Here is a 21039-nt window from a genome sequence, read left to right on the forward strand (position 1 = left end):
ATTGTTAAAATGATAATAACAAGGGGTTTTTCATGATAGATCTGCATTGCCACTCAACCTATTCGGACGGTACGTTTTCTCCTTCGAAACTGCTTGAATACGCTGAAAAAAGAGGGGTTGAGGTGCTTGCGCTGACCGACCACGACACTGTTGACGGGCTTCACGATTTTTTCTCCCATGTAACGTCTGTGGAGAGAGTGGCGGGAACGGAGCTGAGTATAGATTACGACAGCGGAACCTTTCATGTTGTGGGTCTGTTTCTGGATTATAAGGAGAAAAGGCTGAACGAAACGCTGGATTTTCTGAAAAATGCCCGCAGAACCCGCAATGAGAAGATAGTTGCCGCTGTAAGCGGACTTTTGGGACGCAAAGTGACCCTTGAGGACGTTTCCGACGGAAACGAAGGGGAACTGGGCAGGCCGCACATTGCAAAGTATCTGATAAAGTGTAAGGTTGTCTCAACGATGCAGGAGGCGTTCGATAAATATCTGGCGAAGGGCCAGCCGCTGTATGTTGATAAGGCCAGACTGGGTTTTGATGAGGCGGCAGAGATCATCCACGGAGCAGGTGGAATAGCTGTTCTGGCACATCCGGCAAGTCTGCGCCTCAGCGATGAGGAGCTTGTTCCTTTCCTTGGGGATCTTAAAGAGAGAGGGCTTGACGCCATAGAGGTTTTCTGTTCGGAGATAAAACCCGACAGATGGCCATTCTATCATGGAATTGCTGAAAAGCTGGGGCTGGGTGTTTCAGGCGGCAGTGATTTTCATGGTGACAATAAGCTGAAAATAGCTCTGGGCACAGGGCCTGACACGCTTAATACCCCATATTCCGTATATCAGGCGCTGAAAGAGCTTACGCAGAGATAGTCGAAAACCTCTGTATGATCCTTTATGAGTATACTGTCTTCAAGCCTGTTCTCATATGCCAGAAAATGGACATCCGCTGCTTTTGCTGCCAGATAGTCTGTCATTGAGTCGCCAATGAACAGCAGAGCATCTTTTTCCGTTCCGAAATAATCCATAATCTTGTAAAGCCCTTCGGGGTTTGGCTTCGGTTTTGCTACATCCATGCATGTGACGGTATAGGAGAAAAAATTTCCCATGCCGAAATGTGTTAAAAGGTATGAAAGCGATATGCCTCTGTTTGTGAAAACAGCGAGGCTGCGGCCGGAAGACTGAAGCTTTTCGAGGGTATCATGAATGTTAGGGTTTGGTTTCATAAGATCTATGAACAGTTTGAAGTTCATGTTCGTGGCAAACTCCAGCATCTCGCCTATCAGCTTTTCGTCTGTGACGAAGTTTCTGATGATGCCTTCGTTTGTGCCCATCATGGCAAGACTGACAAGGGAAGGGTTTTCCCAGTCTATCTTCGGTATTCCGTATTTTCCGAAAAGGAAATCATAATAGCCTTTGACGGCGGCTGTGCTGTCGAAGAGTACCCCGTCGCAGTCGTAAACAATAATATTTTTCATACCTACTGCTTTAATACATTTTTCAGGTTTGGGCAATTTGTTTCTAAAGCTAAAATTTTGCAGGCCGATTAGGCTGGTATCCATCGGAGGTTGACTCATGGCTGGAATTCAGATAGGCGGTATTATGTCCGGTCTGGACACCAATGCGCTCGTTGAACAGATGACAAAACAGGCAAACGTATCTGTGGACAGGCTGAAAGGACAGTTATCATATAAAGAGGTTGAGTTTGGGGTTTATTCGTCGGTCAATGACATGATGACGGATATGTCCGGCAGTCTGCTTTCGCTGAAACTGGAATCAACGTATCTCACCAAAAAAGTTAACTCCACCAACAGTGCCGTAGCGACGGCAACAGCGACAACGGATGCGAGCATCGGTTCCCACTCCATAAAAGTGAACAAGCTGGCCAAAAACTCGGAAGCTGTAAGCTCATATACCAAAGTGGGCATAGTTACAGCGGGAGCTAACGTCACCAAGATAACCGGAAACGCCACTGAATCCCTTGAAGGCAAGCACACGGTGACCGTTTCAGTTACAGGAGCCAGTAAATATCTTTCCACAGATGTTTTCGAGGTTCAGAACGTCGGTTCTGTGAAAAAACAGGCAGGTTCCACCTTTTCAAACGTTGATGCCAACGGAAATCTCACTGCTGATGTTTCGGGACAGCTTACTTTTGCATATACTGATTCCGACGGCAACGCCCAGTCGGTGACCATCAACGGAACTTTCGGCACCACAGGGCAGGATATAAATACTGTTTCCACCAATATTCAGGATACCCTGAACACAGCGCTGAATTCTGCCATGGGAACAAACAACGTTCAGTATGCGGCTTTCAGGGCGGATTTTAACAGTACAGGAAGCACATGGAACTTCTCCATGTACGAAACTACCATCGCAAACCACAACATAACGTTCAGCGGAACTGACGCAGGTACACTTCGCAACGAGATAGGCTTCTCCGAGAGCACCAGCCCGTCAGTGTCCACATCCACAAAGATAAACAAATATCATCTGGCAAACACCGCCTCTGATCTTCAGAACAAGCTGGCAAGCTCCACAGCGGGGCTTATTCCGGGGGCGACCATAACCCAGTCGGCAACCATTACCACCGGAACCTTTGTTTTCGCACAGGATGCCTCGCTGAAAGTTTCTGCTGCAACCTATTCGACCTACGTTTCTGACACCGTTACTGCGGGAACACTGAACCTGACGGCTGTCGGTCTTAACAATGCCGGATTTTCAGTTGCGGCCAACTCAACTCTCAACGGATCATTCACAATCAACGGTGTATCCATAACCATCAGCGACTACACAAAATTAAGCGTTAACGACCTTCTGGGTATGATAAACTCATCCGGAGCCGGAGTCACAGCATCATACGACTCCACATCCAAGAAAATCACTCTTCAGTCCAACACAAGCGGTGCACAGTCAATAACATTCGGCGACTACACCGACACCAGCAGTATATTTAAACTGCTGAAACTGGATACCACCAGCAACACTACATATACGAAAGGCTCCACGGCGGGGAACATAAGTACTACTTCGCCCCTCACAGGAGCAGGGCTTACGACCTATCCATATTCGGGCACGTTCACCATAAACGGGGTGTCTATATATGTTGATGCCACAAAGGATACCATTCAGACAGTGCTGGATAAGGTGAATAAATCCGGTGCTGGTGTAACAATGACCTATGACACCTCTTCGGATAAGGTTCTGCTGAAATCAAACTCTGTGAATCCCATAACCGTCGGTGCTGCAACTGACACCAGCAACATACTTGCGGCCTTTAACCTGACGAACAATGCCACAACTACAAAAACAATAGGGCAGGAGGGCACAAGAGCCGCATTTGTTGTCAACGGCACAACATATGTGCGTGATACCAACGTGATAAGCGATGTTATCAGCGGCGTGACCTTCACCCTCAACTCCGAGAGCAACGAGACCACAACAATAGATATCTCGGTCGACCCTTCGAAAGGCGTAAAGGCGTTTGCAAGTTTTATCCAGAACTACAACAAACTTATGGATAAGCTGAACGTTCCGGAAAAGGACGATAATGAGGATGACTACACCACGTATCTTGCGGATTCTGACAAGGAGAGCATGAGCGAAAGCGACGTAGCCGACTATCAGGAGAAGTATGAGCTTTATAACGGCTATGACGTGGTCAGACGAAGCTCGGAACTCAGATATCTTAAAACCAATATCCGAACCTCATTTTTTGAGGAGCGTTCAGGCATAAACTCCAAAATAAACGATATGTCTGATCTTGGAATAAAGGTTGCGGGTGCCGGAGACCTCACAAAAGAGGTGTACGGATACATGGTGACAATTTCTACTGATTATGACGAAATTGTTGCCGCACTTGAAGAAAACTCAACTTTTATGAATGCACTGCAAAATAATCCTAAAGATGTTTATACATTTTTTTCGAATTCATCCGATTTAGATGTAGATGACGCTACGAGTGCGAAAGAAGCGGCTGCCATGCAAAAGACCATAAAGAACGAAACCGGCTGGGCCAGATACTTCGATACCTACGTCTTAAAGACCTATACTGACAGTATCAGCGGTATCATCGGAAACAAACTGGGCACAAACGGAACGCTTATGTCTTTCATGAACAACCTGGATACCAAGATCAGTAATCAGGAAGACAGGGTTCAGCAGCAGCTCGAAAGATATTGGGCTCAGTTCACCGCTATGGAAAAGGCAATAGCGAATGCACAGTCCCAGTCTTCGGCTCTGGGCAGCGTCACATCATCAAAATAGGATAAATTCTGATAAAGGAGTTTTAAGATATGCAAAGCCCTTACAAAAACTACATCAAGCAGGAAGTTGAAGGCGCTACCAAAGGAAAACTGGTTCTTCTGCTCTATGACGGCGCAATCAAGTTTATGCGTGTTGCTGTTAAGGCTATCGATGAAAAAAATGTGCAGGAAGCGCACAATAATATAATGAAAGCTCAGAACATAATTTATGAGCTGATGTCTACTCTGAACATGGATGCAGGCGATATTTCACAGAACCTTCTTCGTCTTTACGACTTCATGGTGTGGCAGCTTATCGAAGCAAATAAAGACAAAAACAAAGAAAAGGTTGAAAGTGTGATAAAACTGATGTCTAATCTAAGAGAGGCATGGCGCGAGGTTATCCAGAAAGAAGAGGGTGCCGCCGCCAAACCCGAACAGAACACCACAGAGGTAAGATCGGTAAATTTTGCCGGATAAACTTATGACCATCAACTCAAACGGTTCAATTATCAATCTGCGGGAAAAACTCCTGCAGATGGATAAGAAGAAAACACAATCTGAAGCTGAAGGTGTGCAGGGTTCTAAATCTGCCGACAGTTCCGTTTCGGCTGAAAAGCAGCAGATATCCGACATAATCGGAATCCGGAACGAGAACAGGCTTGCGGTTCAAAGCTCAAACTCCATAACGTCCAGAGATCAGGCCTATGATATGCTGGAAGAGCTGAAGCGCAGGTTTGAGGACGATTCGCAGAATGCTCTGAATGCACACAAAAAGGCTGATCCGAACACGGTGATGAAGTTCTATCCCTTTGAATGATCACCGTTTCGAACATTCTGATAAGGAAACAATCCTGTATGAGCCAGTCTGACTTTGACGTTCTTTTTAAACAATCGTATGAAGCCGCTAAGGATCTGATAACCAGAGAGTTTGATGATTCATTCTTGGAAAAATATCAAAATTACAGTTTTTATATTGATCAGCTTGTTGAATTTCTGGACAGTGTTCCTGAAAAATCTGAACACATTATCTCACAAACAAAAAACCTTCTTGCTGAACACAAGAAGGTCTTAAATCGTCTTGAAAACGAAAAAACGGAGATTGGGAAAAAGATAAGCGATAAGATATGCAATGAGCATATCAGGCAAAAATATACTGCAAAAAGTATTCAGTCCGCTCTTCTGAATAAGAAGATCTAAAAAACGCTGATTATTATTCGGCGTCGATCAGAAGTTCTTTAATCTCTTTTCCGGGCTTGAAGTAGGGTACGTTCTTGGAAGGTACTTCCACTTTGTCTCCGGTTTTGGGGTTGCGGCCGAGCTTAGAGTTTTTCTCTCTGATTTTGAAACTGCCGAAACCACGGATTTCAACTTTGTCGCCTGCTTTCAGAGCGTCTTTGATGTTCTGAAAAACACCGTTAACGATGAATTCGATCTGCTTTTTTGTCAGTTCGGGGTTCAGTGTAGCAATTACTTCGATCAGTTCTGATTTAGTCATAACCATAATCTCCGTGCAAATATCGTTTATTTATGATATTTTTCAATGTCTCATTATATCCGATGTGTTTTTGCGTGTAAAGTGAATTTACATTTTTTTTTAAGGAAATAATTGTCATGGCAGGATTTGTTAGGAAAGTTCTGAAATCCGGGCTTGGAATATTCACAAGCAGGGTTCTCGGAATGGTTCGGGATGTGCTTGTGGCGGGATTTTACGGCGTAAATGCCGTAACTGATGCATTTTTTGTCGCATTTGCAATCCCCAATCTTTTCAGGGCTTTTTTTGCCGAAGGTGCTTTGTCTTCTGTGTTTGTTCCCGTCATGAGCGATAAGATAACCAGACAGGGGGAGAGGGAGGCATCAAGATATCTGACCAGTCTGATTCTGGGTGTTTCGTTAATAATCTTTTTGATCCTCGTTTTTGTTTTTATTTTTCCTGAGTCTGTAGTTTCCGTTTTTATGCCCGGCTACAGAAACGACCCCGCAATTCTCATTCCGGCGGCCAATATGCTCAAGGTTCTGATGCCTTATCTTTTTTTTATTTCAATCTGTGCGCTTCTCAGCGGATATCTTAATATCAAAAACAGTTATTACATCCCGGCTTCATCCACTGCGCTTCTGAATATTGCAATGATAATCGGAGCATGGGTGGGCTATAAAGAATCCGGAGATATATATTTTCTGTGCTACGGCGTTCTTTTCGGCGGTCTGCTTCAGCTTGCGGGAGTGCTTATATTTGCTGTCATAAAGGGGTACAGGCCTGTTTTTTCAGGCGGACTGGATCCGGAAGCTAAAAAAACTTTCCATCTGGTGCTTCCATCCCTTGCCAGCGTGGGCATAAATCAGCTCAACTTCATGATGGGACGTATAATCGCCTCCTACCTTGCGGTGGGGAGCATAACCTATCTGTATTATGCAAACAGGCTGTTTCAGTTCCCTCTTGGAATGTTTGCCGTGGCGGTGGGAACGGTCACGCTCACCGAAATCAGCGTTTCAAACTCAAAAGGCGAATACGAGCAGAGGGATATGCTGATAAATAAGGCGGTGAACTCCATTTTTGCCATAATGATACCCGCCAGCGCAGGGCTTATCATTCTTGCCTACCCTATAATAGATATGATATACGGCAGAATGTCTTTCGGGCGTTCAGATGTGGAGGCCACTGCTTTCGCTTTGCAGATGTATTCAGTCGGCCTGCTGTTTTATTCGCTCATAAGTGTTTTCAGCAGGATATATTATTCCGACAGTGACGTTAAAACCCCTCTCAGGGGTGCTTTTATAAGCTTTATATTGAATGTTGCACTCTGCTTTGCATTTATGAAGCCTCTGGGGCATGCCGGAATAGCTCTTGCATCATCGGTATCGGCACTGTTTAACGGCGTTTATCTTTATGCCAATATTAAAAAATACAGCTATCCCATCCGCAGGGACATAAATTTTATCTTAAAGGTTGCGGCTTCGTCCGCCGCCATGACTATTGTTGTTTATTATGCCGGTACATACGGTCTTAACGTTATTGCCAACATTGTTCTGGGCTGTTTTGTGTATTTTGGTATCATGTATATGTTCAGAGTGAATTTATTGAGGGTTATCAGATGAAAGCTGTTGTGCAGAGGGTTAGCAGCGCCAGCGTGCGTATCGACGGGCGTGTGCATTCGGAGATAGGGAAGGGACTGGTTGTGCTTTTGGGTGTTGAGCGGGGAGATACTGAGGATATGTGTGCCGAGATGGCGCACAAAACGGTCAATCTGCGCATATTCGAAGATGAACACGGCAAAATGGGCAGATCTGTTAAGGATATAGGCGGCGGGATAATAATTGTCAGCCAGTTCACCATAGCCGGAAACTGTAAAAAAGGCCTTCGTCCGGATTTTATGAACGCAATGAATCCCGACACGGCAAACGCCTATTATGAAAAATTTATCTCGCTCTGCAAAGGGCTTTACGATCCATCGAAGATAGGAACCGGAGTTTTTGCGGCCGATATGAAAGTAGGGCTTGAAAATGACGGTCCGGTTACAATAATATTAGAACTGGCTCCGAAACAGTGATGAGAGGTTAATATGCATCTTGAAATAGTAGTAACTGGCCCTTTGGGCGTAAACACATATATATTGGAGAAGAACGGCAAGGCTGTTGTGGTGGATGCCGGAGGCAACGAGGAGGAGATCGAAGAGTATCTTCGCTCCAAAAACCTTTCTCTGGCAGCACTTCTCAACACCCACGGTCACTTCGACCACATAGGCGCAATCGCTCCCCTGATGAAAAAATTCTCTGTTCCTTTTTATATGCATCAGGACGATTCGTTCCTGCTCCCTCAGGGGCAGAAGGTCATGCAGATGTACGGTTTCGGCGATATGGAGACACCTGCCGTCACCCACGGCATAGAGCACGGCCAGAAACTTGATCTGGGCGGCATCGAGATAGAGGTCATCCATACTCCGGGACATACCCCCGGCGGATGCTGTTTTTATATAAAAGAGCTTGGATGCGTGATAACCGGCGACACTCTGTTTCTGGAATCGGTGGGCCGCACTGATTTCCCCTACAGTAGTACCCAGAGCCTTGTCGACAGCATAAACAACAGGCTTTTCACTCTGGATGATGCAACAGTGGTTTATCCCGGACACGGGGAAGAAAGCACCATCGGCCACGAGAAAAACCTGAATCCCTTTATGTGATTCGGGAATTGACTTATAACGCATATCTGATAAGATAGCTGAAATGAAGTATATGCTTGCGGATACATCGGGAAAAGGACTGGCTGTCACCATTTGCGATGAGCACAGAAAGCCCTTCTCGTCTATCTTTCTGACGCTTGAAAACTCCTTAAGTGAAAAAATGCTCTGGGCGCTGGACGGTCTTCTGTCCGGCTCGGGTCTTTGTCCTTCGGACATTGACAGGTTTTTCATCGTCAAGGGACCCGGTTCTTTCACAGGGATCAGGGTGGGTGTTGCAACTCTTCTGGGGTTCTGCATGGCGCATGGAAAAGTTTTGCAGGGCATCAGCTCTCTTGATGCGGCGGCAATAGTCAGCGGCAGAGAGAAGGTCACTACGGCTGTAAGGCTCCGCGGCAGACTCTACGGATACAGACACTATGATTTCGGAAATAACGATTTTTCCGGATATCTTACGGATAAATTTGACAATATTGACGACTTTCTGCTGGTGAACAGCGTTGGCGGGCAGCAGCTAAACCTTTCGGAGGCCATTCTCTCCGACAGATTCGAGAGCTTTCTGGGCGACTACGCTCCCATGTATATGAGACCCAGCGAAGCGGAGATAAATTTTGATAAGAAATGCGGAGCATGAGGATATTGACCGGATTCTGGTCATAGAAAATACCTCGTTTCCCCGCCCATGGAGCAGAAAGTCCTTCGAAACTGAACTTTTTAAGGATAACTGCGATTTTTTAGTATACGATATAGATGGGAGTATAGCAGGATACATTGTTTTCTGGTATATTCTTGATGAGGCAGAGCTTGCGGTTGTTGCTGTTGCGGACGGTTTCCGCAGGCAGGGGATAGCAGGGCGTCTGCTGACGTATTGCGTTGAGAAGAACAAAAATATAAACGTCATATACCTTGAGGTGGAAAAGACAAACTCTTCCGCCGTAAAGCTATATGAAAAAAAAGGCTTTCGCACTAACGGCGAGATTAAAGATTATTACGGTGAAGGCAGACACGCCCTCAGAATGTCCTGCCTCCGTAAAGATTACAGGGGTGACGAGTATGCTTAAAGACAGCGCACTGGTGGAAAAGATGATTCAGGTGGACGAGGAATTCAAGGCTCTTTTTGAAAACCACATCCGTTTTGAACAGGACCTTGAGGCTCTTTACAGTCTTAAGTATTTTCCGCCGGAGGTTGAGGCGAAAATGAAGGAGCTGAAGGTTCTTAAACTCAGAGGAAAGGACAAAATGGAGCAGCTCATGGTTAAATACAAGTCCGATAATGGTTTATAGGAGATAGTTGATGAATAATAAGAAGTATTTATTCACATCGGAGTCTGTGAGCGAGGGACACCCCGACAAGATTGCAGACCAGATTTCAGACGCAATTCTTGATGCAATGCTTGCCGATGATCCCAACAGCCGTGTGGCATGTGAAACGCTTGTAACAACAGGCCTCGCTGTCATTTCCGGTGAGGTCACCACAAACACCTATGTGGATATTCAGTCAACAGTCAGAGAAACGATCCGCCAGATAGGCTACACCAGAGCGAAATTCGGTTTCGATGCCGATACTTGTGGCATCATCATAACACTGAACAAACAGTCCCCAGACATCGCAATGGGCGTTGACACAGGCGGCGCAGGCGACCAGGGTCTTATGTTCGGTTATGCATGTGACGAAACTCCCGAGCTTATGCCCATGCCTATCATGCTGGCTCACAAAATCACTAAGAAACTCTCCGAAGTTCGCAAAAGCGGGGAACTCAGCTATCTGCGCCCCGACAGCAAATCTCAGGTTACTATAGAATACGACGGCTTCACTCCTCTGCGTGTGGACACTGTCGTTGTCAGCTCTCAACACTCCGAAGACATTAAAATGGACACTCTGAAGCGTGACATCATTGAAAAAGTAATCAAACCTGTCATCCCCAGCGATATGCTCGATGACAATTGCAAATATCACATCAACCCCACAGGCCGTTTCGTAATAGGCGGACCCATGGGAGACTGCGGTCTCACCGGCCGTAAGATTATCGTTGACACATACGGCGGCATGGGACGTCACGGCGGCGGCGCTTTCAGCGGAAAAGACCCGTCAAAGGTTGACCGTTCGGCAGCTTATGCGGCCAGATGGGTTGCCAAAAACATAGTTGCCGCAGGACTTGCGAAAAGATGCGAGATTCAGGTTGCCTATGCAATAGGTGTTGCAGAACCCGTCAGCGTTATGGTCAACACTTTCGGAACCTCCGAAGTTGATGAGAAACTTATCGAAAAAGCGGTTAAAGAGGTGTTCGACCTCACTCCCAAAGGTATCATGTCCGCCCTTGATCTCCGCAAACCCATATACAGAAAAACAGCCGCTTACGGTCACTTCGGCCGCAACGAGTTTTCATGGGAACAGACCGACAAAGTTGACGCACTTCTTGCAGCAATACGCTGATAAACTAAATTTTCACACCCGCAGAGGCATAAAACCCTGCGGGTGTTCTATATTCAGGAGAATATAAATGGATAACTCGCTCAAATATAAAGTTGCTGATATCTCCCTTGCTGATTTCGGCCGTAAGGAAATCGATATCGCAGAACACGAAATGCCCGGTCTCATGGCCACCAGAGAGAAATATGCACCGCTTAAGCCTCTGGCCGGCGTGCGCATATCCGGTTCTCTGCATATGACCATCCAGACTGCCGTGCTTATAGAAACCCTTACAGCCCTCGGTGCTGAGGTCAAATGGGCGAGCTGCAACATTTTCTCCACTCAGGATCATGCCGCCGCTGCAATTGCGGCCGCAGGAACCCCTGTTTACGCATGGAAGGGTGAAAACCTTGAGGAATACTGGTGGTGCACCGATATGGCACTCCGCTTCGATGGTGGCAAAGGTCCTCAGCTTATAGTTGACGACGGCGGCGATGCCACGATGATGATACACATCGGCTACCTCGCAGAGAAAGATCCTTCAATCCTCGACAGAACGCCCCATGGCGAAGATGAGGCCGAACTTTACAAACGCCTTAAGATAATCCTGAAAGAGAACCCCACCAGATGGCACGACACTGTGAAGGAGTGGAAAGGGGTGTCAGAGGAGACCACAACAGGTGTCCACAGGCTCTATCAGATGATGGAAAAAGGTGAACTGCTGGTTCCGGCAATCAATGTAAACGACTCTGTTACAAAATCAAAATTTGATAACCTTTATGGCTGCCGTGAGTCTCTCGTGGATGGCATAAAAAGAGCCACCGACGTTATGATCGCAGGTAAGGTTGCGGTTGTCTGCGGCTACGGAGACGTGGGCAAAGGATGCGCCGAAGCTCTTAAAGCAATGGGCGCAATCGTAATGGTCACAGAAGTTGACCCGATCTGCGCACTTCAGGCCTCTATGGCTGGATACGCAGTTAAAACCGTTGAGGACACTCTGGGAACAGGCGACATATATGTCACCACCACAGGAAACCTCGACATCATCCGCATTGAGCACATGGAAAAGATGAAAGATCAGGCCATCGTGTGCAATATCGGACACTTTGACAATGAGATACAGGTTTCCAAACTCGAAGAGTTCAAGGGAATCAAAAAACTGAACATCAAGCCTCAGGTTGATAAATACACTTTCCCTGCGGGCAACTCAATATATCTGCTTGCCGAAGGCAGACTGGTCAACCTCGGATGCGCCACCGGCCACCCGTCGTTCGTTATGAGCAACTCGTTCACAAACCAGACCCTTGCACAGATAGACCTCTGGGTGAATAAAGAGAAATACGAGCCCAAGGTTTACAGGCTCAGCAAGAAACTTGACGAGGAGGTTGCAAGACTGCACCTCGCAAAGATCGGTGCCAAGCTCACTGTGCTTACAAAAGAGCAGGCCGATTACATCGGCGTACCTGTGGAAGGCCCTTACAAGCCTGAGCACTACAGGTATTAATCCTCTATGGTTAAACAACATTTCGACATTGTTGTCATCGGTGCCGGCCCTGCCGGCATCGAATGTGCCAAAATGCTGGCTGACAATGGAAAACAGGTTCTGCTGATAGATAAGAACATCGGAGGGAGCTACTGCTTCGCCGGAAGCGTTGTTTCCAATCTGCTTCTGCACATCAGCTATCTGTATGAAAGGAGCGTCAACAAGGCCTCCAACTTCATTAATGTCGAATACGATAAATCTCCGTCATTTGACTTTAAAAAGGCCAAAAAGTACATAGACGGGGTGACCTCAAAGCTGGTCAAAGACTTTCAGGATGATCTTGAGGAATCTGGCGTCCAGATAATTCGTGGAACAGCTGTTTTTGAAGATGCGAACACCTTCCGTGTCACCGATGACAAACAATCGTTTCTCATCGGTTTTTCAAAGGCTGTCATAGCCACAGGCTCCAACAACATGGGGGCAAATGTCCCTTCAACAAAGAAACTCCTTGATTCCACAAATATTTTCGAGCTTACGGCAGCGCCCAAGAGCGTGATTGTCGTTGGCGGCGGTTTCATAGGAACCGAGTTTGCGACATTTTTCAGAAGAATCGGGTCAACGGTGACCATTATAGAAAAAACTGAAAAAGTTCTTGCCACCATCGACAGGCAGGTTGTCAAAGACTATGAAGACCAGATGAAGAAGAACGGCGTGGAGATAGTTAAGGGCGTATCGGTGGAGCGCATCGAAAAAGTGGGCAACAAGACCATCGTTTTCCTGAGCAACGACACGAAACTTGAGTCCGAAGAGGTGTTTCTGTCCATCGGCAGGAAACCGAACATGGGCAGGCTGAGTGTTGATGCCGCAGGAATAAAGCTCTGCGAAAAGGGATTTCCCAAGCTGACTAAAAACCTGAGAACCACCAACAGGAACGTTTATGTTGTGGGCGACTGCACAGGAATAAATATGTTCGTGAACTGGGCGTACATGTCTGCGGATATGGTTGCCAACGACATTCTGGAGCGCAGCAAGATTATTTCAGCGGATTACTGCCCCAGAATCCTGCATCTCGATCCTGAGATAGCAGCCGTAGGCCTCAGCGAGGACAAGGCGAAGGAGCAGGGCATAGAGTGCAAGGTGATAAGGCATACTTTCAAGAACTTTGAAAAGGCCATAATGTCGGGCACTTTGAAAGGTTTCATAAAGATAATTTACGATGATTCCACAAAAAAAATTCTGGGATGCCATGCCATCGGAAGCGGTGCGGCTGACCTTGTCACTACATTTTCAATGATGATCCAGTCAAAAATATCTCTCAACAAACTGGAGGATTTCGTCTTTAACCACCCGACCTTTTCGGGGGTTCTGGCCGACATCGCAGGTAAGGTTAAATGAAAACAATCTACAGTCTCTGTGTCTGGATAATATTCGGTCTCATGACCGCTTTTCTTGTTGTGTGCGGTGTTCCGTTCGTTCTTATGGGTAAAAATCCTTTCTTTTTTCTGGCAAAACTCTGGGCAAGGATAAGCTCGAAACTTTTTCTTGTTAATTATGAAGTTGAAGGCATTGAAAAGATCGAGAAGGACAAAAACTACGTTTTCATGGGCAACCACCAGAGCTACGTCGATATCTTTTCCATGATATCCATAATCGATAAACAGTTTCTGTTCATGGCCAAGAGGGAGCTTTTTTCAATTCCCTTTTTCGGCTATGCCATCAAGCACATGGGTCTTATTCCCATCGACAGGGGCGAGAGCCGTGAGTCGCTGAAAAGCCTTTTTGAGGCGGCAAAAAAGATTCAGGAGGGCTACTCTGTCCTGCTGTTCCCCGAAGGCACAAGATCTGAGGACGGCGTTATGCTGCCCTTTAAGCGTGGTGCGTTCACTCTGGCGGTCAGAACCGGACAGCCCATTATTCCTTTTGTGATAGACGGTTCGGGCAAAGTCATGAAGAAGGGTGCGTTTTACATAAACCCTTTCAAAAAGGTCAGAATACGCTTTCTTGACCCTGTAAGCCCCGACGGAATCAAGGACAGGGAGATGCTGGATCTTATCAGGGCGAGGATGGAAGATGCACAAAAAGAGCTTGGCGGTTCTGGGGCTGGGAAGTAACCTCGGGCGCAAGTCCGGAAATCTTGCCGATGCTGTCAGGGAGATATCCCGTTTCTGCGAGGTTGTGAGGGTTTCATCGGTCTATAAGACCGCTTCGCTTCTGCGTGATTCTCAGGACGGATATTTCAACCTATGTATGCTTGTACGGACTGATTTTTCTCCTGAAAATCTTCTCACGGCAGTTAAAAACCTTGAAAAGGTCATGGGCAGGGAGAATACCGGACGATGGTATACCCGCCTTATAGATATAGATATAATCGATTTTGACAGAACAGTTCTGACCCTTCCTCAGCTTAATCTGCCACACATAGAGATGCAGAACCGCAGTTTCGTTCTGTATCCCATGGCGGAAATTTATCCGGACTACGTTCACCCTGTAAGTTGCCAAAACATTCATGATATGATAAAAAATATTAAAGACGATCTTGGCATAACCAGACTGGGGGTGTGCGTATGGCGATTATAACAGTTTCAAGACAATACGGAAGCGGCGGAGAGTATGTTGCGGAGCGTGTGGCGGAAAAACTTGGATTCAAGTTTCTTCATAAAGAGCTGATACGCATAGCTTCTATCCTTATGAGCACAAACGAGGACAAGCTGAAGCAGTTCGACGAGGAGGAATTTTCCACCACAAGAGCCTTCCTTTCCAAATATTTCGACTTCGGCATGTTTCACGACATGCTGAACACCACAGACTATTCCGAAAAGACAGCGAAAGAGGTTGCAATGCAGGAAGCGGAGACCTTTTTCAGCAAATATAACCCCGACACCACAGCTTTTGATAGCGAGACCTTTCAGGAGATGATCAAAAAGATAATCATCAAGGCATCGGACACCACAAATGCGGTGATAATGGGGCGGGGCGGTGTCAGTATTCTGGCGGGCGTGCCCGACACGCTTCATTTCAGACTGGTTGCGGATTTTGAAGACAGGGTGCGCTGGCTCAGCGCCCGTGAGAACATCTCCAAAAAAGAAGCGGGGGAACGCATTAAGGAAGTTGATAAGAGAAAGGAAAAGTATTTTAAACATCATTTTTCCAGACAGATAGACGACCCCATGATCTACCACGGAGTACTGAATCTCTCCAAACTGGACATAGAAGAAGCCTCGCTGGCGATCGCCGCCACAGCAAGGATAAAATTCAAGCTCTGAAACCTTATTATTGACTGCAAAGGGTTTTGTGCGTAAAATAACAGTTTTGGAGGATTATATCCCGTGTATCAAAAAGTCAAAGGTTTCAGAGATATATACGGACTGGAAGCCAGATACTGGAACAAGGTCGAAAAAGTATTCAGACAAACTTTCCGCACGTTCAATTTCGAAGAGTTCTATCTTCCTATTCTTGAGAAATCAGAAGTATTTAACAGAGGAATAGGCTCAACGACCGATATCGTTGAGAAAGAGATGTTCGCTTTTGAGGACAGAGACGGAACTCAGGTTGCACTCCGTCCGGAGGGAACAGCGTCCCTCGTTCGTGCCTACGTTGAAAACAAGCTGTTCTCGACTCCCGGCATATCAAAATATTACTATGTCGGTCCTATGTTCCGCAGGGAACGCCCCCAGAAGGGCAGATTCCGCCAGTTCACTCAGGCGGGGATCGAGGTTTTCGGTTCAGGCGGCCCCTCGATAGATGCAGACGTTATCTATCTGCTGTATAAACTTGCGGAGAACCTCGGTATTCAGAATTTCGTCAGCATGGAGATAAACTCAATAGGCTGTCCCGCATGCCGTCCCGCATACAACGAAAAACTCATAGAATATTTCAAATCAAACATAGAACACCTCTGCGGCGACTGCCTGCGCAGGCTGGACAAGAACCCAATGAGGATTATGGACTGCAAGAACGAGTCCTGCAAAAAGATAACCGCTGATGCGCCTAAAGCGGTGGACTATCTCTGCGGCGAATGCAGAGACCACTTCGACGGCGTAAAATCCTATCTGGATGCCCTTCAGGTGCCCTATAAGGTAAACCCTATGATGGTCAGAGGGCTTGACTATTACGTCCGCACGGCTTTTGAGATGATAACCGACAGACTCGGCTCACAAAGCGCAGTAGGGGCGGGCGGCAGGTACGACGGACTCATTCAGCTTCTGGGCGGACCCGACACTGCGGGCATAGGCTTTGCGGTGGGAATAGACAGGCTGGTCAGCCTCTGCATGCTGAACGAAACGGAGAAAGAGAACGACCTTGACGTATTCATAATCAGTTTCAGGGACATTTCCGATAAAATTGCGTTAAAATTAGCGAACGAAATGCGCTCTCAGGGTGTCAGTGTAGATATGGACTATGATTTCCGTAAGATGAAGAAGCAATTCAGCCTTGCGGACAGATATGGTTCACTGTTTACAGTGGTGCTTGGCGAGGATGAAACAGCGAAAGGAACCGCCGCAGTGAAAGATATGCAGGCGGGAACGCAGGAAGAGATTGAGATTGCCAAGGTTACGGAATATATTACAGATAAACTCAGGAGGAACTAACGTGCTTTCTAACATGGGCGAATGGCGTAGAAGCCACCACTGTGCACAGCTTACCGGAAAAAATATCGGCGAAAAAGTCTGCCTTATGGGCTGGGTTCAAAGACGCAGAGACCACGGCGGCGTTATTTTCGTTGACCTCAGAGACAGAGAGGGCATCACTCAGGTTGTGATGAGCCCCGAATATAACAAAGCAGTTCATGAACTTGCGGAAAGCATCAGAAACGAATTTGTTATCGCTGTTAAAGGTACTGTCGGCGGAAGACCCGACGGAACAGTGAACACCAAACTCCCCACAGGCGAAGTTGAAATCGTTGTGGACGAGCTTAAAATCCTGAACAACGCCAACACTCCTCCTTTCCTTATAGACGACTATAACAACGCCAACGAAGACGTTAGGCTTAAATACAGATATCTTGACCTGCGCAGACAGAAGCTTCAGAACAACCTGAGACTTCGTCATGACCTCACACGCACAGTGCGTGAGTTCCTCTACAGCAGAAACTTCATGGATATCGAGACTCCCTTCCTGACAAAAAGCACGCCCGAAGGCGCAAGGGACTACCTTGTACCCAGCCGTGTTAACCCCGGCAAGTGCTATGCGCTGCCCCAGTCGCCCCAGATGTTCAAGCAGCTTCTGATGGTGGCCGGCTATGAAAGATACTTCCAGATAGTGAAATGCTTCCGTGACGAAGACCTCCGTGCCGACCGTCAGCCTGAGTTCACTCAGCTGGATATGGAGATGTCCTTCATCGACAGGGAAGACCTTATGGATCTCATCGAGGATATGTACATCCTTATCTTCGACAGAATAAAAGGCATCAAACTTGAAAAAGGTTTCCCCAGAATGTCCTATGACGACGCTATGGAGAAATTCGGCCACGATGCACCCGACACCCGTTTCGCAATGTATCTTAAAACCGTTAACGAACTCGTTAAGGACAGCGGATTCAAAGTGTTTGTTGATGCTGTTAAAAACGGCGGCGTGGTTAAAGCTGTTGTTGCAGAAGGTGCAGGCGAGAAATTCACCAGAAAAGATATCGACGATCTCACAGACATGGTTGTTGCCCTCGGCGCAGGCGGTCTGGCATACATCAAAGTTAACGAAGACGGCCTCCAGTCGCCGATCGTAAAGTTTCTGGGCGATTCAGCCGATACTATCGTTAAGGAACTGGGCGCAAAACCGGGCGATATCATTTTCTTCGGCGCAGGAAAAAAAGAGACCGTAAACCTTTATATGTCAAAACTGCGTATAAAACTCGGTCATCTCCTCGGTCATATCAAAGAGGGGCAGTACTCTTTCACATGGGTTCTGGACTTCCCCCTGCTCGAGTATGATGCGGAAGAGAAAAGATACGTCGCTGTCCACCATCCCTTCACAGCTCCGCTGGACGAAGACGTGGCATACTTCGACACAGACCCCGGCAAGATGAGAGCAAAAGCCTATGACCTCGTTCTGAACGGTTCAGAGATAGGCGGCGGTTCCATCAGGATCCACAGAAGCGACATTCAGGAAAAAATGTTCGACGCTCTTGGTTTCACCGAAGAGGAGCGTGAGTATAAATTCGGCTTCTTCATCGAGGCTCTGCGTTACGGAACACCTCCCCATGGCGGTATCGCCTTCGGTGTGGACAGACTTTCGTCCATTCTGACAGGCTCCGATTCCATCAGGGACGTTATTGCGTTCCCCAAAACACAGAGAGCCACCGATATGATGAGCGAGGCTCCCAGCAAAGTGGACGAAAGACAGCTCAAAGAGCTTTTCATGAAGTTTGACGTCCCTGAAAATGACTGAAACCTGATTAATTAAGGGTTTTATCATTTTACAATATGTTTCATGTATGATATTATTAAGAGTAAATAAAGTCCGGAGGATGTAATGAGCAGAACAACTAAATTACTGTTTACAGCTGTTATATCAGCTGCTGTGTTAGTCTCAGGCTGCACAAAACCTCCCGTACAGGAGTTGGACAACGCCAGGGCGGCTATGAAGGCTGCTCAGGAGGGCGGCGCAGAAGTTTGCGCCGGAACGGAGTATATTCTGGCAAAAGAAAAGCTCGATAAGGCTGAAGCAAAGATGGCTGAGGCTGAGAAGGGTGGAAATAAATCCGCACTTTACAAAGAAGCTAAGCTGGAACTGATTGCCGCTGTTGCTGATTTTGAAAAAGCAAAACAGGTTGCGGCAGACAGGGCAAAGGTTAACGAGCAGGCCAAAGCCGAGCTGGAATCTTATAAAAAGAATCTGGCAGCAAATGCTGAAGACGGCGCTAAATACTCCGCAACTTACAAAACAGCAAAAGCCAAGGCTGACGAGGCTCAGGCTCTGATAGACAAATGCGAAGGCGAAAAAGCCCTTGCTGTCCTGAAAGAAGCCGCAGTTTCCGCTGATGTTATTCAGAAAGAGATAGTGGAAGGCAAGGCCGCCGCTATGAAAGCTGATGCACAGGCAAGATCGGCAGCTTCCAAAGGAACTGTTGTTGCTGCTCCCGCCGCTGCGGTTGCAATGCCCGAGTTTGATAAGTACAAAGTTGTCAGAGGCGACAACCTTTGGAACATCTCAAAAGCAAAATATCTGAACCCCTTTATGTGGCCGCTCATTTACTGGGCCAACAAAGAGCAGATAAAAGACCCCGACCTTATCTTCCCCGGTCAGGTTTTCAAGATCCGCAAGGATGTTGATGCTGACAAAGATAAGGCTGTGGACTACTCAAAACGCAGAGGCCCCTGGTCGCTGTTTGACGGCAAATAAGAGATCGATCTTATAAAACACAAAAGCGGAGGTTTTTGCCTCCGCTTTTTTTATGTCCGGTTTAAAAATCTTGTAACTTCTCGTTAAATGCTTTTATATCCGTTTTCGAGATACATCTGTTTGTATTTTATGTATCTGTCGGCATAGTTTCTGATACCGTCAATGTCGCTCTGTTCAAGAGTTTTAACCACTTTTGCGGGGCTTCCCATGATAAGGGAGCAGGGGGGGAACTTCTTGCCTGGGGGAACCAGTGATCCGGCGGCAACTATCGAGTTTTCTCCTATCTCGGAGTTATCAAGGATAATAGCACCTATACCCACCAGCACATTATCGTTAATTTTGCATCCGTGGAGCATGGCATTGTGTCCGATGGTGACGTAATCTCCTATTATTGTAGGATATTTATCAAGTGTGGTATGTATTACCGTTCCGTCCTGAACGTTTGACCCCTTGCCTATAACTATCCTTTCAACATCGCCTCTTAATACGACATTAAACCAGACGCTTGAGTCATCTTCGAGAATAACCTCGCCGATAACATCTGCACTATCAGCAACAAAAATTCCCTGACCCTTTACGGGAGAGGTGTTTAACCTGCGCAATACCGATTCCATATCATCACCTGCTCATTTAAATTCTGAAACAGGATATGTGTTAAAACAAATTCAGTCAACTGTTAAAGAGATATTTGACGAGATATTAATAAAATATGGAGACGCCTGTTTAATATACTAATAAAATAGAGAAAATTTAGGATTAGTTATTAACGAAAGATGTTGACAGGTCATATTTTTTTAATATATAATCCCCATTATTAACTTGAGGGGTGTAATATGCCTTATGGTATTAAATTAAGGGAAATCAGAAAAAAACTTGGTATGACTCTGGAGGATATTTCTCAGAAAACGGGATTTACCAAAAGTTTCATCAGCCAGATAGAGAACGGAAAAAACTCACCCTCAATAGCTTCTCTTAAAAAAATCTGCATGGCTCTGGGAACAACCATCAGTGAGCTTTTCGAGGACGAGCGCAACATTGTTAACGTGTTCAGCCCTGCCGAATATAAGGTTTTTAAGAATAAGAGCATTTCAATGTCGTTCATTGCCTCCAAGCTTGTTAACAGAAAGCTTGAGCCTATGCTTATAGAGCTTGACCCCTACGGCGAAACAGGCTCCGAGTATTATCAGCACGTCGGCGAGGAATTCGGCTATGTTATCGAAGGCGAGATCTGCGTTGTCATCGGTTCAGATGAGTACCATCTTCCCGCAGGACACAGCATCTATTTCAGCTCGAACATGCCCCACAAAATACGCAACAGAACGGATAAGCCCGCAGTTGCTCTCTGGGTGGATACACCTCCCAGCTTCTAATTTACACCAGAGCCTCCCGGAGAAATTCG

Annotated in this window: 24 protein-coding genes; 21 read left to right on the forward strand and 3 right to left on the reverse strand. The window is 46.6% G+C overall.

Annotated features, from left to right (window positions below; translation table 11 throughout):
- Positions 1 to 32 precede the first annotated feature (32 nt).
- Positions 33 to 866 (forward strand): PHP domain-containing protein, encoded by an 834-nt coding sequence (locus C8D98_RS07840; protein WP_132873578.1) that lies wholly within the window; start codon positions 33 to 35, stop codon positions 864 to 866.
- On the opposite strand, the gene C8D98_RS07845 is transcribed toward C8D98_RS07840, so the two are convergent.
- Positions 836 to 1471 (reverse strand): HAD family hydrolase, encoded by a 636-nt coding sequence (locus tag C8D98_RS07845; protein ID WP_132873579.1) that lies wholly within the window; start codon positions 1469 to 1471, stop codon positions 836 to 838. The two genes, C8D98_RS07840 and C8D98_RS07845, sit on opposite strands and share 31 nt — an antisense overlap.
- Before the next feature lie 97 nt (positions 1472 to 1568).
- On the opposite strand from C8D98_RS07845, the gene fliD reads away from it, so the two are divergent.
- The 4 genes from fliD to C8D98_RS07865 are packed head-to-tail and all read left to right on the forward strand — an operon-like array spanning position 1569 to position 5437.
- Positions 1569 to 4259 (forward strand): flagellar filament capping protein FliD, encoded by a 2691-nt coding sequence (gene fliD / locus C8D98_RS07850; RefSeq protein ID WP_132873580.1) that lies wholly within the window; start codon positions 1569 to 1571, stop codon positions 4257 to 4259.
- A 29-nt stretch (positions 4260 to 4288) separates the two neighbouring features.
- Positions 4289 to 4717 carry a flagellar export chaperone FliS gene (gene fliS, locus C8D98_RS07855; RefSeq protein WP_132873581.1) on the forward strand — a complete coding sequence of 143 codons (429 nt, stop codon included), beginning with the start codon at positions 4289 to 4291 and terminating at the stop codon, positions 4715 to 4717.
- Entirely contained in the window at positions 4707 to 5057 is a 351-nt protein-coding gene (locus C8D98_RS07860) for a hypothetical protein (protein ID WP_132873582.1), read from the forward strand. Before fliS ends, C8D98_RS07860 begins: the two co-directional genes overlap by 11 nt.
- Positions 5058 to 5095: 38 nt before the next feature.
- A complete protein-coding gene (locus C8D98_RS07865; RefSeq protein ID WP_132873583.1) occupies positions 5096 to 5437 on the forward strand; it encodes a hypothetical protein in 342 nt (113 codons plus the stop codon).
- A gap of 13 nt (positions 5438 to 5450) precedes the next feature.
- Here the strand turns inward: C8D98_RS07865 and C8D98_RS07870 are convergent, their stop codons facing one another.
- Complete coding sequence (locus C8D98_RS07870) at positions 5451 to 5735, reverse strand: integration host factor subunit beta (protein ID WP_132873584.1); 285 nt, start codon at positions 5733 to 5735, stop codon at positions 5451 to 5453.
- A 116-nt stretch (positions 5736 to 5851) separates the two neighbouring features.
- On the opposite strand from C8D98_RS07870, the gene murJ reads away from it, so the two are divergent.
- The 15 genes from murJ (at position 5852) to C8D98_RS07945 (ending at position 19640) form a co-directional block, all read left to right on the forward strand.
- Complete coding sequence (murJ, locus tag C8D98_RS07875) at positions 5852 to 7333, forward strand: murein biosynthesis integral membrane protein MurJ (RefSeq protein WP_132873585.1); 1482 nt, start codon at positions 5852 to 5854, stop codon at positions 7331 to 7333.
- Positions 7330 to 7785: a D-aminoacyl-tRNA deacylase gene (dtd, locus tag C8D98_RS07880; RefSeq protein ID WP_132873586.1), complete on the forward strand. Its 456-nt coding sequence runs from the start codon at positions 7330 to 7332 to the stop codon at positions 7783 to 7785. Before murJ ends, dtd begins: the two co-directional genes overlap by 4 nt.
- A gap of 12 nt (positions 7786 to 7797) precedes the next feature.
- Positions 7798 to 8415, forward strand: a complete 618-nt coding sequence (locus C8D98_RS07885; protein ID WP_132873587.1) for an MBL fold metallo-hydrolase — start codon at positions 7798 to 7800, stop codon at positions 8413 to 8415.
- Between the two features lie 43 nt (positions 8416 to 8458).
- Entirely contained in the window at positions 8459 to 9046 is a 588-nt protein-coding gene (gene tsaB / locus C8D98_RS07890) for a tRNA (adenosine(37)-N6)-threonylcarbamoyltransferase complex dimerization subunit type 1 TsaB (RefSeq protein WP_132873588.1), read from the forward strand.
- Positions 9024 to 9473: a ribosomal protein S18-alanine N-acetyltransferase gene (rimI, locus tag C8D98_RS07895; protein ID WP_165871237.1), complete on the forward strand. Its 450-nt coding sequence runs from the start codon at positions 9024 to 9026 to the stop codon at positions 9471 to 9473. Before tsaB ends, rimI begins: the two co-directional genes overlap by 23 nt.
- Positions 9466 to 9696: a DUF465 domain-containing protein gene (locus tag C8D98_RS07900; RefSeq protein WP_132873590.1), complete on the forward strand. Its 231-nt coding sequence runs from the start codon at positions 9466 to 9468 to the stop codon at positions 9694 to 9696. Before rimI ends, C8D98_RS07900 begins: the two co-directional genes overlap by 8 nt.
- 10 nt (positions 9697 to 9706) lie before the next feature.
- Entirely contained in the window at positions 9707 to 10846 is a 1140-nt protein-coding gene (gene metK / locus C8D98_RS07905; RefSeq protein ID WP_132873591.1) for a methionine adenosyltransferase, read from the forward strand.
- A 67-nt stretch (positions 10847 to 10913) separates the two neighbouring features.
- On the forward strand, positions 10914 to 12326 hold the full coding sequence (ahcY, locus tag C8D98_RS07910) for an adenosylhomocysteinase (RefSeq protein ID WP_132873592.1): 1413 nt from the start codon (positions 10914 to 10916) through the stop codon (positions 12324 to 12326).
- Between the two features lie 6 nt (positions 12327 to 12332).
- On the forward strand, positions 12333 to 13700 hold the full coding sequence (locus tag C8D98_RS07915) for a dihydrolipoyl dehydrogenase family protein (RefSeq protein ID WP_132873593.1): 1368 nt from the start codon (positions 12333 to 12335) through the stop codon (positions 13698 to 13700).
- Entirely contained in the window at positions 13697 to 14416 is a 720-nt protein-coding gene (locus C8D98_RS07920; protein WP_132873594.1) for a lysophospholipid acyltransferase family protein, read from the forward strand. Before C8D98_RS07915 ends, C8D98_RS07920 begins: the two co-directional genes overlap by 4 nt.
- A complete protein-coding gene (gene folK / locus C8D98_RS07925; protein WP_132873595.1) occupies positions 14376 to 14882 on the forward strand; it encodes a 2-amino-4-hydroxy-6-hydroxymethyldihydropteridine diphosphokinase in 507 nt (168 codons plus the stop codon). The genes C8D98_RS07920 and folK overlap by 41 nt, the downstream gene beginning before the upstream one ends.
- On the forward strand, positions 14870 to 15568 hold the full coding sequence (locus tag C8D98_RS07930; RefSeq protein WP_132873596.1) for a cytidylate kinase-like family protein: 699 nt from the start codon (positions 14870 to 14872) through the stop codon (positions 15566 to 15568). The genes folK and C8D98_RS07930 overlap by 13 nt, the downstream gene beginning before the upstream one ends.
- Positions 15569 to 15631: 63 nt before the next feature.
- Positions 15632 to 16894 (forward strand): histidine--tRNA ligase, encoded by a 1263-nt coding sequence (gene hisS, locus C8D98_RS07935; RefSeq protein ID WP_132873597.1) that lies wholly within the window; start codon positions 15632 to 15634, stop codon positions 16892 to 16894.
- A 1-nt stretch (position 16895) separates the two neighbouring features.
- The gene (gene aspS, locus C8D98_RS07940; protein WP_132873598.1) at positions 16896 to 18686 is read left to right on the forward strand and encodes an aspartate--tRNA ligase; all 1791 of its coding nucleotides are present in this window, start codon (positions 16896 to 16898) and stop codon (positions 18684 to 18686) included.
- An 84-nt stretch (positions 18687 to 18770) separates the two neighbouring features.
- Positions 18771 to 19640, forward strand: coding sequence for a LysM peptidoglycan-binding domain-containing protein (locus C8D98_RS07945; RefSeq protein ID WP_132873599.1), 870 nt, complete (start codon positions 18771 to 18773; stop codon positions 19638 to 19640).
- Between the two features lie 83 nt (positions 19641 to 19723).
- Here the strand turns inward: C8D98_RS07945 and C8D98_RS07950 are convergent, their stop codons facing one another.
- A complete protein-coding gene (locus C8D98_RS07950) occupies positions 19724 to 20254 on the reverse strand; it encodes a gamma carbonic anhydrase family protein (protein WP_132873600.1) in 531 nt (176 codons plus the stop codon).
- 219 nt (positions 20255 to 20473) lie between these two features.
- Here C8D98_RS07950 and C8D98_RS07955 point away from each other — a divergent pair, with 219 nt between their 5' ends.
- Entirely contained in the window at positions 20474 to 21010 is a 537-nt protein-coding gene (locus C8D98_RS07955; RefSeq protein ID WP_132873601.1) for a helix-turn-helix domain-containing protein, read from the forward strand.
- The last annotated feature ends 29 nt before the right edge of the window (positions 21011 to 21039 follow it).

It is taken from the genome of Seleniivibrio woodruffii (assembly GCF_004339245.1).
Classification (GTDB): Bacteria; Chrysiogenota; Deferribacteres; order Deferribacterales; family Geovibrionaceae; genus Seleniivibrio; species Seleniivibrio woodruffii.

Excerpts from the sequence above, each read along its gene's own strand:
- C8D98_RS07840 (WP_132873578.1), top strand. The coding sequence starts at position 33 with ATGATAGATCTGCATTGCCACTCAACCTATTCGGACGGTACGTTTTCT.
- C8D98_RS07845 (WP_132873579.1), bottom strand. The coding sequence starts at position 1,471 with ATGAAAAATATTATTGTTTACGACTGCGACGGGGTACTCTTCGACAGC.
- fliD (WP_132873580.1), top strand. The coding sequence starts at position 1,569 with ATGGCTGGAATTCAGATAGGCGGTATTATGTCCGGTCTGGACACCAAT.
- fliS (WP_132873581.1), top strand. The coding sequence starts at position 4,289 with ATGCAAAGCCCTTACAAAAACTACATCAAGCAGGAAGTTGAAGGCGCT.
- C8D98_RS07865 (WP_132873583.1), top strand. The coding sequence starts at position 5,096 with ATGAGCCAGTCTGACTTTGACGTTCTTTTTAAACAATCGTATGAAGCC.
- C8D98_RS07870 (WP_132873584.1), bottom strand. The coding sequence starts at position 5,735 with ATGACTAAATCAGAACTGATCGAAGTAATTGCTACACTGAACCCCGAA.
- murJ (WP_132873585.1), top strand. The coding sequence starts at position 5,852 with ATGGCAGGATTTGTTAGGAAAGTTCTGAAATCCGGGCTTGGAATATTC.
- dtd (WP_132873586.1), top strand. The coding sequence starts at position 7,330 with ATGAAAGCTGTTGTGCAGAGGGTTAGCAGCGCCAGCGTGCGTATCGAC.
- C8D98_RS07885 (WP_132873587.1), top strand. The coding sequence starts at position 7,798 with ATGCATCTTGAAATAGTAGTAACTGGCCCTTTGGGCGTAAACACATAT.
- tsaB (WP_132873588.1), top strand. The coding sequence starts at position 8,459 with ATGAAGTATATGCTTGCGGATACATCGGGAAAAGGACTGGCTGTCACC.
- C8D98_RS07900 (WP_132873590.1), top strand. The coding sequence starts at position 9,466 with ATGCTTAAAGACAGCGCACTGGTGGAAAAGATGATTCAGGTGGACGAG.
- metK (WP_132873591.1), top strand. The coding sequence starts at position 9,707 with ATGAATAATAAGAAGTATTTATTCACATCGGAGTCTGTGAGCGAGGGA.
- ahcY (WP_132873592.1), top strand. The coding sequence starts at position 10,914 with ATGGATAACTCGCTCAAATATAAAGTTGCTGATATCTCCCTTGCTGAT.
- C8D98_RS07915 (WP_132873593.1), top strand. The coding sequence starts at position 12,333 with ATGGTTAAACAACATTTCGACATTGTTGTCATCGGTGCCGGCCCTGCC.
- C8D98_RS07920 (WP_132873594.1), top strand. The coding sequence starts at position 13,697 with ATGAAAACAATCTACAGTCTCTGTGTCTGGATAATATTCGGTCTCATG.
- folK (WP_132873595.1), top strand. The coding sequence starts at position 14,376 with ATGCACAAAAAGAGCTTGGCGGTTCTGGGGCTGGGAAGTAACCTCGGG.
- C8D98_RS07930 (WP_132873596.1), top strand. The coding sequence starts at position 14,870 with ATGGCGATTATAACAGTTTCAAGACAATACGGAAGCGGCGGAGAGTAT.
- C8D98_RS07945 (WP_132873599.1), top strand. The coding sequence starts at position 18,771 with ATGAGCAGAACAACTAAATTACTGTTTACAGCTGTTATATCAGCTGCT.
- C8D98_RS07950 (WP_132873600.1), bottom strand. The coding sequence starts at position 20,254 with ATGGAATCGGTATTGCGCAGGTTAAACACCTCTCCCGTAAAGGGTCAG.
- C8D98_RS07955 (WP_132873601.1), top strand. The coding sequence starts at position 20,474 with ATGCCTTATGGTATTAAATTAAGGGAAATCAGAAAAAAACTTGGTATG.